Source organism: Stenotrophomonas geniculata ATCC 19374 = JCM 13324 (assembly GCF_001431625.1).
Classification (GTDB): domain Bacteria; phylum Pseudomonadota; class Gammaproteobacteria; order Xanthomonadales; family Xanthomonadaceae; genus Stenotrophomonas; species Stenotrophomonas geniculata.
This window is the reverse complement of record NZ_LLXT01000013.1, coordinates 15800-27566: the sequence shown is the minus strand read 5'-3', so window position 1 is coordinate 27566 and position 11767 is coordinate 15800. Positions and strand designations below refer to the sequence as shown.

The following is an 11767-nucleotide window of genomic DNA, read 5'->3' as shown; positions in this document are numbered from 1 at the left end:
TGGCCGAGGGCGGGATGACATCCTCGGCAGGTTCGGCCATGGATGCTGAAGGGCGGCAGGTCGGCCTGAGCCTGGCGGCTGCGGTAGGGCCGGCGTTGGGCGGCAATCGGCAACGGAAACCGGACGAGCTGGTTTACTGTCGGGGGGAGGGCTGGGCCCTGTTCCGGGAGACGCCCTAACCCCGTGGGGGCTTGGCCGCGGCACCCTTGCCGCGGCCAAGCCCCCACGGGTTTACGGCGTCTCCCGCAACCGGGCCCACCCCGCCTCCCCACAGGAAACCAGCTTCTGCCGTTGCCGTTGCCGTTGCCGGCCAGCGGCCGGCACTACCGCAGGTGCCGGGCACAGCCCGACCTGACGCCCTTCAGCATCCATGTCCGAATGTGGCGAGTATCTCCACCCGCACACGCCTAGACTGGCGCCATGGACACCGCCCTCGCCCTCGACACCGCCGCCTGCGACCGCGCCCGCCTGGCCCGCGACGCACGCTTCGACGGCGTGTTCTTCACCGCCGTGCGCAGCACCGGCATCTACTGCCGCCCGGTGTGCCCGGCACCGCCACCGAAGCCGCGCAACATCACCTACTACCCGACCGCCGCTGCGGCCGCCGCCGCCGGCTACCGTCCATGCCTGCGCTGCCGCCCCGAGTTGGCACCGCAGGCACAGCAGGCATTGGCCGGGCAGACCGTGCAGCGCGCCCTCGCCCTGATCCATGGCGGCTTCCTGCAGGAGCAGCCGGTTGCCGACCTCGCGCAGAAGATCGGCCTCAGCGCGCGCCAGCTGCAGCGCCTGTTCGTTGAACACCTGGGTGCGACGCCGGGGCAGATCCACGCCACCCATCGCCTGCTGCTGGCCAAGCAGCTGCTGACCGAGACCACGCTGCCGGTGACCGATGTTGCGCTGGCCGCCGGCTACAACAGCCTCCGCCGCTTCAATACCGCCTTCCTGCAGGGCTGCGGCATGGCGCCGACGGCGCTGCGTCGCCAGCACCAGCCGCTGGCCGCCGATGACGGCTGCCTGGTACTGCGCCTGGTGTACCGTCCACCGCTGGATTTCCCGCGCATGCTGGCCTTCCTGCGCAAGCGCAGCCTGCCCGGCATCGAACTGATCGGCGAAGACAGCTACCAACGCGTGCTGGGCACGCCGGAGCGCCCCACCCTGCTGCGCGTCACTGCCGACCCGAAGCGCCCGGAACTGCGCCTGCAGCTGGGCGCGGTCGATCCGCGCCTGATCCCCGACATTGTGCGCCGCGTGCGCCGCGTATTCGATCTGGATGCCGACCTGCAGCAGGTGCATGCCGCGTTGGGCGAAGAACCGCTGCTGGCGCGTGGCATCGCCGAGCGCCCCGGGCTGCGCGTGCCCGGCGGCTGGGATGGCTTCGAGGTGGGCGTACGCGCCGTGCTCGGACAGCAGGTCAGCGTGGCCGCAGCCACCACCTTCGCGCGGCGCCTGGTCGATGCCTATGGCGCGCACCTGCCGGGCATGCCATCGGACTTCGATCGCCAGTTCCCCGCGCCCGAGGTGCTGGCTGAGGCGCCGCTGGAATCGATCGGCCTGCCGCGCACCCGCGCCGCCACCGTGCGTGCGCTGGCCGCTGCCTGCGCCAGCGGCCAGCTCGACTTCGGGCCCGGTCAGGCACTGGAGGAATTCGTTGCGCGCTGCGTGGCACTGCCCGGCATCGGCCCGTGGACCGCGCAGTACATCGCCCTGCGCGGACTCGGCCAGCCCGATGCCTTCCCCGCCGGTGACCTGGTGCTGCAGCAGGTCCTCGGCCACGCCCAAGGCCAGCGCCTGAGCGAGCGTGCGACCGAAGCACGCTCGCAACCGTGGCGCCCGTGGCGCGCCTACGCCGTGCTGCACCTGTGGCACCTGTCCGGCACTTTCGTTGGAGAACCGACATGACCCTGTTGTTCGATCGTTTCGACAGCCCCATCGGCGTGCTGACCATCGCCGGTGACGAGCGTGGCCTGTCACATGTGCTTTTCCCCGAAAACCGCCATCCGGCCCGCGGACGCGATGACTGGCACTACGCGCCGGATGCGCTGCCGGAAGCGCGCGAACAGCTGCTGCAGTTCCTGCACGGCGAGCGCAACAGCTTCGACCTTGTGCTGGCGCCGCGTGGCACGCCGTTCCAGCTGCGTGTGTGGCAGGCGCTGGCGCTGATTCCGTTCGGCCAGACCTGGAGCTACCTGCAGCTGGCGCAGCATCTGGGCCAGCCCAGTGCGACCCGTGCGGTCGGCGCTGCCAACGGCCGCAACCCGCTGCCGATCATCCTGCCCTGCCATCGCGTGATCGGCAGCAACGGTGCACTGACCGGCTTTGGTGGCGGGCTGGAAACCAAGGCTGCACTGCTGCGGCTGGAACAGCGCCAGGCACCGCTGTTCGCCTGAGAGGGCTGGCCGGGCTGCGCCCGGCACCCGCAGAGGCAACGGCAAGGTCAAGAGCCAATACAGCTCCGATTTTCTACGCGTTGGGTGGGGCGGTATGGGTGGGCAGGACACGCCGTAAACCCATCCATGGGGGCTCGATGGCGCCATCCATGGCGCCAACGGTCCTGCCCACCCACACCGCCCCACCTCCGACAGATTCCCGCGGCGGTGGGTAGGTGTCGACCTTGGTCGACACGGTAGATCCACGCCATGCGTGTATGGAAGCGTCTGTAAACTGTCTGGAGAAAAGCCCCCTTCTTGTTGAAGGGGGCGCGCCGACAGGCGCGGGGATAAGGAAAAATGCGCGGACACGGCGCGCGATAGTGCGCATAGTGCGCCGTGTCTTGGGCGCGTCATTACCTCGCACTATCATGGACGGATGACTTCCGTACGCCTGACCTGCGCGCTGGCGCTGCTGCTGCCATTGGCCGCCTGCACCACCGCGCCCCCCCCTTCCGCCTCTGTTCCCACCACTGTTGCAACGGCTGCACCGCCGAAGCTGCTGCTGATCTCGATCGACGGCCTGCGCGCCGATGCGCTGGATCGCGGCCTGACACCGAATCTGCAGCGACTGATCGACGGCGGGGTACGCGCGCGCTGGATGACGCCTTCGTACCCGTCGCTGACCTTCCCCAACCACTACACCATCGTCACCGGCCTGCGCCCGGACCACCACGGCATCGTCAACAACAGCATGGACGATGCAACCCTGGGCCGTTTCGAACTGAGCAACCGCGACGCGGTCACTACCAGCGGCTGGTGGGGTGGCGAACCGATCTGGGTCGGCGCCGAGAACGTCGGCGTGCGCACCGCCACCACCTCGTGGCCGGGCAGCGAGTCGGAAATCCGTGGCGTGCGCCCCAGCCAGTGGCGCGTCTACGATGGCAAGGAACCACTGGAGCAGCGCGCCGGCATCGTGCTCGACTGGCTGGCGCAGACCGATGCCGATGCACCGCGCCTGACCACGCTGTACATGGAACACGTGGACAAGGCAGGCCACAACTACGGCCCCGAGTCGAAACAGTACGCCGACGCCATCGTGCGCGCCGACCAGATCGTCGGCCAGGTGCTCGATGGACTGCAACAGCGCGGCCTGGTCGCGACCACCAACATCATCGTGGTCTCTGACCACGGCATGGCCAGTGTCGCCGACGGCCACGTGATCGCCACCGAATCGATGGCCAATCCGGCCATCGCGCGCAATGTCAGCCAGGGCCAGTCGGTGGGCTTCGCGCCGGTCGCCGGCCGCGAAGCGGAAGCCGAACGCGCCCTGCTCGGCCGCCATACGCACTACGAGTGCTGGAAGAAGGAGAACCTGCCGGCGCGCTGGCACTACGGCACCCATCCGCGGGTTCCGGCCATCGTCTGCGCCATGGATGAAGGCTGGGACGCCCTTCACCAGGAGAAGATCGCCAAGCGCGCGAAGCAGGATCGAGGTTCGCATGGCTACGACAACGCCCTGCCCTCCATGCGCGCGGTGTTCGTGGCCAGCGGGCCGTCGTTCCGCCAGGGTCTGGTGATCGATGGCTTCGACAACGTCGACGTCTACCCGCTGCTGGCGCACCTGCTGCAGGTGCCGGCCGCGCCGAACGACGGCAATCCGGAAACGCTGAAGAAGACCCTGCGCTGATCTACATTTCATCACCAGCTGATGTAGCGATATCCAGCACAGCATTTGACGGTACCAAGCAGGAATCCTGCTTGGTACCGTCAGTAGACGCGCGCCTCCGCCATTTGGTTGCAACCTCGCTTCAATTTAATCAGAAGCAAAGAAGCGCAAGGCACCGGAGATGGCAAGGGTCATCACAAATCCTCATCAAATTACTTCGTAGAAGTTCGCATGAGAAATCGCTCACTATCTAACTACGTAAGAAAGCCCTCGTTTCACTTCCCCTTCAATGTATTTGTACTTGCTTCTAATCTGCGTTCCGTCGCTACGCTTTACAGTAACTACTTCATTACGTCCGAACCTTCCGGAGCTCGGAGCGAGGAATGGCGCAGACCTCACGAGCAATTGACCAAACTCGTCACGGAAGTTCGGCGGAAATAGCATCGATTGCCCAAAAGCTCCCACACCGATAGCCTCATTCATTCGCTTGATGATCTGAACGTGCTGAAGTACAAGTTCTCCAGGGTTTCGACATACAGCGTCAAGCGCAAAGATCAGCAGCGCATCAAGATCTTCCGATGGGACCTCGCCTTCCAAGTCAAGGCCTGCGCCCTCAGCAGCCTCCGCGACCAACTTTCGAGCATCTTCTCGGTTCTCACCGCGAAGCATGGAATCCACTAGAACGAAGATTACACGTCCATCAAACTTTCCGCGCCCTTCTCTCAGATAGGGGGCAAACAAATCGCGCAACGCAACCAGCGATGAATTCGCCACCCCTCCCATGATGATGGCCAAAGCAACCAGGAGCCGATGCCCGTCGCCTCGCTTGACATTTTCAAGGAGGGCTGCACTCCGAAATAGAGGTCCTGCATACTCACTTACAGTAGAAGAAAGCGACCTAAAGGCTGCCATCCCCAGAACTTCAGCGGGGCTGACCTCATGCCCAATTGATTCATTAGACGCATACTCGAGAAATCCATCAATTGCCGAGTCGGAGCCATGGTGATATGAGAAAACATCAAACACTGCGGCAGAGCAGTCCTCCGAGCTCAAGCGCTCCTTATCAAAGGAGTTTTCTGAAATCGGACATTTCGCTTCATCCGCCATTTTGAAGGCTTTTAGAATTGAGCGAACTTTTTCTTCCCCCGACTCAAAGCGAAGGGAGTGCTCCAAGACAAGCGATGGCATCACCCTGGCGGAGGCACACCCCATCGCCAACTGAAGACTCTTTTGAGCTTCCGATTTCTGCCCAAGAAAATCAAGAGCTAATGATCGAGTTGCATATGCCATCTGCAAAAAACCTGACTCCATATCACCCAACTTCGATCCTGACAACTGCGAGATAACCGACTCGCAAATCTGAGAAGCTCGACTAAGCTGGGGCGGCTTCATATTCATTAACGCGCTACTAAGATTAATTGATGCCTGGAAGTACCATTGAGAACGCTTTTCAGGGCACTCCGAACTGGTCTCACCTAACAACTCCTCGAGTACGACCATCGCCTCGTCCGCTCGCCCCGCACGCAGCAGGCTGCTACCAAGCCTAGATCGACCTGTCAGATAAAGATCACGCTGATTAACACGACTGATTGCTGACGCTTTCTCCAACCTCAGCGCAGCTGCGTCATAGTCATCCAAAAAATAGAGGCATGACCCCAAATAAAAATCCAAGAGAAGCTGCTCATCAGGCTCAACGCTGCCGCCCTCGAATTCGACAAATGCCTGAGCCGCCTCTCTAAACTTCCTTTGCCTGAACAAATCTATTGCATAATCCCTCAGGGAGTTAGATCCCTTTTCAACCTCAAGAAGCCATGCCTCCGAAAGGGCCAACTCAATAATCTTATTCTTAATACGCAGGGAGCTATTTCGAAGCGACCCACATATACCAGAGAGATAGAGCTTACTCCTAACCAAATCAGAGACAGACGCCCCCTTTCCGTAGTGAATTGACATCAACCCCTCGCGGACGTCACGATCCGTCTGAGCTATTATTCTCATGTGATCGACGGGAGGCCTATCAAATCGATCAAGATACAGTTTTTCGACGATCGCCCTCACATCGACGACGTCACCAGCCAAAAGATGCCTTTCAACCTCGGAAGATATATCCCAGGTCATCCGAGGATTACCGGAAGCCCACTCATATATTTCATTTACAACACTTGCAGAAAATTTAACGCCAGACTTATCAATTAACTCTTGAGTCTGCTCACAAGTAAAATCCTCCAGGTATATTTTCTCACCAATATTAAATGGAGAAATGGACCTATCTCGTATTATTTCAGATGGCTCAGCAACCCCAGAAAGGACGTACGTCAACCTTTCAAACTCAGGGAAATTTGTTCTCCCCGAGAAATAGGTACTGCGAATATGCGAAAATACTCTATCCGAATAAGCGGTCCTGGTAATCGCATCAATTTCATCGATACAGATCACAATCTTCCCGGAAAAACCCCCAAGGAGATATCTCAATTCGACTTCATGCTCCTTGTGCGGAAGAAGAAGTGAAGTCGCCCTCCGCGCGTCAAGGATTTTCTGAGCCGCTACGGAAAACCTATCAGGATAGCCATCGATACAAACGTCAATCAGCGCTCTAAAGAAAGACCTAAGGTCAGGCTGTGAATTTGATGCATCAAAATAGCAGAAGCTGCAATCTGCCCCCTCATATTTTCGCTTCGCATTCAAGAGAAGATTTGTCTTCCCCATCTGACGCGCAACCAAAACATATCCAGGCCGCCCCATTTCTTCAATTATCTGAATTATCTGAGAGTCGGCCGGCCTCTCAACATAGAGGTGCGCTGGGATTATAGTCCTTGGCCTCAACTTAGCCTCAATCACGACACACTCCCAATGCAAACAACCCCATCGACTGGAGCAACCTCACCAAATCGTACGTACTCACGGAGCATTTTTTTTAGCTCTCTGGGATTCCCTGCAGATCTGGCCACCAGCGCATTCCGATCACACCCTTTTAGACCCGGAAGTGCCTCACAAGCAATTTCAAAGAGTGCCAGCAGTTCAGCGTCACTCCACGGAACGAATTCAACCAACTGAACTTTCTCCATAAATTTATCTCGCCCGTCCAGAAGATCGAAATCAGGATGATAAATAGAGGAGATGAAAAATCTTAATCCTCTCCTCCCTCTTTGCGAGACAGCAACAAGAAGGTCAAAGGCAAGAGAAAGAAGTGAATTGATAGTGGACCGGCCATTGCCAATTGGAACCTCATCAATTGAAACGACTACGGTAACCGGACCATTGGCAACGGAAACCAGACTATTAACTAGGACCTGATAAGGGGAATCCGACTCTGCCACTGCCTGCACGTATCCAAACTGGCGTAGAGTATCGAGCATCTCTGCCACAATCTCCGTCCTCGAATCGTCCGAAAAGCACTGCGCAAGACACACTTCGACGGTCTTTTCATACTGGCTGGCGCTAAGCCGCCGAAGAGCGCAAGTCTTACCTGCCCCAGAGGGACCGGCCACCCAAACACTCCCAAGCTTTGAGCAAGCATTAAGCTCCTGATCCGCTGCACGCTCCAAGTAAAATTTCTCAACACTTGGATCGTAAAAATCAAAGAGCGCCTCAGTTGGATCTATCAAGTACTGATTTTTAGATACAGCGACCTGACCAGTCCCTTTAAATATCTCCGCCGAGAAAAAGTCGACAATGAAATCATGACTCGGATGATCCAGCCCACTCGGCTTGACAATTGTCGAATGATTAGTGCCCGGAATCCGCTTTGAATTCTGAAAGTATCTACCAGCAGAAGCCGAAGACACTATTGGCTTAAAATCAGGGAGAAATTTGAGAAGAAAAATGGAGTGATGTTCAATAGCCTCAACACCAAAGAAGGACCCTGCAGGCCGCCTTTCCAGGAAGCGCATGAATCTTCTATCTAACTCCTCCAAAGCCTGACTACCAGGCCGAAGATCCTGCCCCACTCTGTTTCTGAAGAATCCAGCGAAGGCGCTCAGGGATTTTGCATAATCCGAGCCTAGAGATGGCGACGCAATCAACGCCAGGCCGATCTTGTGGCTCTCAAATTCATCGGAATAGTAGTCAACCATATGGCGCACAACAATTCCGCCCAGACTGTGACATATGAACGCAATATGCTTTTTTTCTATAGGCGCACGCCGACCGTTTGAATCAACTCGCTTAAGCGATGCCATCAGCTCCGCAGCGCAATCCGAGATCCCGTAGTTTCCGCTCGACAAGCTCGTGTGGTACGTCCCCATGAAAAGGGAGCAACTTGGAACTCGCTGATCCTGAAGTAAAAGATCGGGCCACATCACATTGCCGTCGCTCCAGCATGATTCCGGGCTTGAAAAGAAGCCATGCACAAATATAACAACGAGGTCAGAATCCTCTTCATAGTGATACCACCCGCTAGAAATCTTCTTGTGACTCACGTCCCTAGCCTTCCTTGCAATACCACACCTGTAGTTTAGCCATGACGTGCATCCACGCAGATAACACACCAAGCCCCATGCAAGAACGTTAACTCTTACTGATCACGCATTCAAGAAGATGGTTCTCATTGAGCCGTTCTTCGAATAGAGGCGGTTACTCTCTCGGGCATAAAAAAACGCGGCGCCAGGCGCCGCGTTTTTCGTTGAACCGGTCTGGGCCGGATCAGGCCTTGGCGACGGCCTTCTTCGCCACAGCCTTCTTCGCCGGAGCCTTGGCCACGGTCTTCTTGGCAACCGGAGCGGCGGCGCCTACGGCGACCTTGCTCGCGGTGTGCGAACGGGCGTTGCCGTAGCTGGCGTTGTAGCGCTTGCCCTTGGCGGTCTTGCGGTCACCCTTACCCATGTCTTCAACTCCTCAAATGTGAAATCTGGTTACCCCGTACTGACACGGGTTCGGCGGGGCCGCCTTGCTGGGCGCCCCCGCGCACGATCGAAAATCCTATCACGGAGCGCCTAGTGCGCGCAGCTGGCGTCGTGCACGTGACCGTGGTTGAGGCGCAGGTTGACCAGGTGGGCCACACCCACCAGCAGGCCGCCGACGGTCATCACCACCGCGTGCGGCACCGCATTGTGGTGCAACGGGTCGTACAGCACGCCGGCCCACAACGCGACCAGGCCGGGAATCAGGAAGCCCAGCGCACGCAGCGCACCGTGGCGACGGTAGCCCCAGACCAGGCTGAACAACCCCAGCAGGGTCACGAACACCACCAGCGCCTGTTCCACGCCGTCGCTCAGCCAGAACGACAGGCCCAACGAGGGCGCTGCGGCCAGCAGCACCGGAATCACCGCGCAATGCACCGCGCACAGCATCGAACCAGTGGCGCCGAAACGGTCGAGCAGGTGGCGCAGGCGTGAGGACAGGGACATGACTTCCAGCAGGGTCGGCGAATCGTTATGGAATAATATAACATCCCTTCCCGACCCGCACGGTTTCCCTCCCCCTGTCCCGCTGACGGGATTCGTGCGCCCAGCGATTGATACAGTGTAACAAAGGACCCACCGATGCCCGCCCGTACCCCGCGGTTGAAGCCGCATTCCCTCGCCCTGGCCCTGAGCGCCCTGCTTCCGACCGTTGCTTTCGCCGCCAGCGAAGACAATTCCCATCGTGACCGCCACCTGACTGAACTGTCGTCGGTGCAGGTCACCGCGTCGCCGCTGCAGGGCGACGCAGAATCGCTGGCACGCCCGGTGGAGGTTCTGGCCGGTGAACGCCTGGACGAGCAGAAGGCCGGCACCCTCGGCGATACCGTGGCCAAGCTGCCCGGCGTACAGAGCACCTTCTTCGGTCCCGGTGTCGGCCGCCCGATCATCCGCGGCCAGGAAGGTCCACGCGTAGCCGTGCTATCCAACGGCATGGGCAACATGGATGCCTCCACGGTCAGCGCCGACCATGCCACCAGCATCGAGCCGTTCCTGGCCGACCAGATCGAAGTGCTGAAGGGTCCGGCCACGCTGCTGTTCGGCAGCGGCGCCATCGGTGGTGCGGTCAATGTGGTCGATGGCCGCATCGCGCGCGAACTGCCGGAGCGCCCGTTGAGCGGCCGCGCAGAACTGCGCGGCAATTCGGTGAACAACGAACGCAGCGGCATGTTCCGCCTCGATGGCGTCAGCGGCAATGTCGTGCTGCACGTGGATGGCCTGGTCCGCAATGGCGATGACTACCGCATCCCCGGTTATGCAGTGATCGACAGCCTTGAAGATCATCATGACCACGATCACGACCATGACGCGGCCGAGGGTGAAGAGCCGCGTCGCGGCCGCCTGGACAACAGCTCGATCCGCACCCGCGCCGGTGGCGTCGGCGCAACGTGGCTGGGCGACGGCGGCTACTTCGGCGTATCGGCCAGCACCTACCGCACCAACTACGGTATTCCCAATGGCGCGCACGTGCACGCCGATGGTGATGATCATGGCCATGACCACGGCCACGACCATGGCGATGAAGAAGAAGGCGGCGACGAGCACGACGTGCGCATCGACATGGTGCAGAACCGCTTCGAGACCAAGGCCGGCATCTACAACCCGGTCTCGTTCCTGAAGAACATCAACGCACGCGTGGCCTACACCGACTACGAACACGTGGAACTGGAAGCCGGCACGCCGTCCACCCGCTTCACCAACCGCGGCATCGAGGCGCGTCTGGAAGCGGTACAGCAGCAGATCGGCGGATGGGACGGCGCCTTCGGCCTGCAGTTCGGCAACAGTGATTTCGGCGCCAAGGGCGAAGAGGCGTTCGTACCGGATACCGGCACGAAGAACATCGGCCTGTTCGTGCTGCAGGAAAAGCAGTTCGGCCCGTTCAAGCTGGAACTGGGCGGCCGCCACGACCAGGTCAAGCTGGACCCGACCGGTGACTACCGCCGCCGCACCTTCGGCGCCACCAACCTGTCTGCGGCCGGTATCTGGAAGCTCAACGACGCTGTTGATCTGCGCATCGGCGTGGACAGCTCCGAGCGTGCACCGACCAACGAAGAGCTGTATGCCGCCGGCGCGCATATCGCCACCCGCTCGCTGGAAATCGGCGACGCCAACCTGAAGACCGAGCGCGGCCAGCGCGTGGAACTGGGCATCCACACCCACAGCGAGCGCCTGGACTTCTCCGCGTCGGTCTACCAGACCAAGTTCAAGGACTTCATCTACCTGGCCGAAACTGGCATCACCGAGGGCCTGCCGGTGCGCACCTGGACGCAGCAGGACGCGGTGTTCCGCGGCGCCGAGGCCGAAGCGCTGGTGCACCTGTTCGAGGGTGGCGCCGGTGACTGGGATCTGCGCCTGTTCGGCGACTACGTGAAGGCCAAGCTGGATGGCAGCGGCAGCCGCAACCTCGACATCGCCGTGCCGCACGGCGACCACAACCACAATTACAACGTGGAACTGGCCAACACCGGCTACCTGCCGCGTATCGCCCCGGCCCGCGTCGGCGCCGACCTGCGCTGGTCGAAGGACGGCTGGCGCGCCTCGGTCGGTGCGGTGCGCTACAGCCGCCAGAAGGACGTCGCGCAGAACGAAGCACCGAGCGATGGCTACACCCTGGTCGATGCGCACCTGGCCTACCGCTGGGATCGCAACGCCAGCAACAGCTACGAAGTCTTCCTGGATGGCAGCAACCTGACCAACCGCGAAGTGCGTCCGCATACCTCGCTGCTGCGCGACTACTCGCCGCTGCCGGGCCGTGGTGTCGCATTCGGCATCCGCGCGTTCTTCTGATCGCGTAGGGCGGGGTCGGATCCCACGGGGGCCTTCGGGCCCCCGTT

The 11767-nt window shown here is 60.3% G+C and carries 8 protein-coding genes; 4 read left to right on the top strand and 4 right to left on the bottom strand.

What is annotated here, in order from left to right; all coding sequences use genetic code 11:
• Positions 1–420 precede the first annotated feature (420 nt).
• The 3 genes from ARC63_RS00870 (at position 421) to ARC63_RS00860 (ending at position 4056) form a co-directional block, all read left to right on the top strand.
• Positions 421–1899 carry a DNA-3-methyladenine glycosylase 2 family protein gene (locus tag ARC63_RS00870; RefSeq protein WP_057502289.1) on the top strand — a complete coding sequence of 493 codons (1479 nt, stop codon included), beginning with the start codon at positions 421–423 and terminating at the stop codon, positions 1897–1899.
• A complete protein-coding gene (locus ARC63_RS00865) occupies positions 1896–2387 on the top strand; it encodes a methylated-DNA--[protein]-cysteine S-methyltransferase (protein WP_005408696.1) in 492 nt (163 codons plus the stop codon). Before ARC63_RS00870 ends, ARC63_RS00865 begins: the two co-directional genes overlap by 4 nt.
• Before the next feature lie 418 nt (positions 2388–2805).
• Complete coding sequence (locus tag ARC63_RS00860; protein WP_057502288.1) at positions 2806–4056, top strand: alkaline phosphatase family protein; 1251 nt, start codon at positions 2806–2808, stop codon at positions 4054–4056.
• Positions 4057–4281: 225 nt separating this feature from the next.
• Here the strand turns inward: ARC63_RS00860 and ARC63_RS22575 are convergent, their stop codons facing one another.
• From ARC63_RS22575 to ARC63_RS00845, 4 genes are all read right to left on the bottom strand, one after another.
• A complete protein-coding gene (locus ARC63_RS22575; RefSeq protein WP_158003714.1) occupies positions 4282–6873 on the bottom strand; it encodes an AAA-like domain-containing protein in 2592 nt (863 codons plus the stop codon).
• Entirely contained in the window at positions 6870–8453 is a 1584-nt protein-coding gene (locus ARC63_RS22570; protein ID WP_158003713.1) for an alpha/beta fold hydrolase, read from the bottom strand. Before ARC63_RS22570 ends, ARC63_RS22575 begins: the two co-directional genes overlap by 4 nt.
• Positions 8454–8676: 223 nt before the next feature.
• Positions 8677–8856, bottom strand: coding sequence for a 30S ribosomal protein THX (locus tag ARC63_RS00850; protein WP_004150462.1), 180 nt, complete (start codon positions 8854–8856; stop codon positions 8677–8679).
• 110 nt (positions 8857–8966) lie between these two features.
• Positions 8967–9380 carry a MerC domain-containing protein gene (locus tag ARC63_RS00845; RefSeq protein WP_019338435.1) on the bottom strand — a complete coding sequence of 138 codons (414 nt, stop codon included), beginning with the start codon at positions 9378–9380 and terminating at the stop codon, positions 8967–8969.
• 135 nt (positions 9381–9515) lie between these two features.
• Here ARC63_RS00845 and ARC63_RS00840 point away from each other — a divergent pair, with 135 nt between their 5' ends.
• Positions 9516–11720: a TonB-dependent receptor gene (locus tag ARC63_RS00840; RefSeq protein WP_057502286.1), complete on the top strand. Its 2205-nt coding sequence runs from the start codon at positions 9516–9518 to the stop codon at positions 11718–11720.
• The last annotated feature ends 47 nt before the right edge of the window (positions 11721–11767 follow it).

Coding starts and splice junctions, on each gene's coding strand:
- ARC63_RS00870 (WP_057502289.1), top strand. CDS start 421: ATGGACACCGCCCTCGCCCTCGACACCGCCGCCTGCGACCGCGCCCGC.
- ARC63_RS00865 (WP_005408696.1), top strand. CDS start 1,896: ATGACCCTGTTGTTCGATCGTTTCGACAGCCCCATCGGCGTGCTGACC.
- ARC63_RS00860 (WP_057502288.1), top strand. CDS start 2,806: ATGACTTCCGTACGCCTGACCTGCGCGCTGGCGCTGCTGCTGCCATTG.
- ARC63_RS00850 (WP_004150462.1), bottom strand. CDS start 8,856: ATGGGTAAGGGTGACCGCAAGACCGCCAAGGGCAAGCGCTACAACGCC.
- ARC63_RS00845 (WP_019338435.1), bottom strand. CDS start 9,380: ATGTCCCTGTCCTCACGCCTGCGCCACCTGCTCGACCGTTTCGGCGCC.
- ARC63_RS00840 (WP_057502286.1), top strand. CDS start 9,516: ATGCCCGCCCGTACCCCGCGGTTGAAGCCGCATTCCCTCGCCCTGGCC.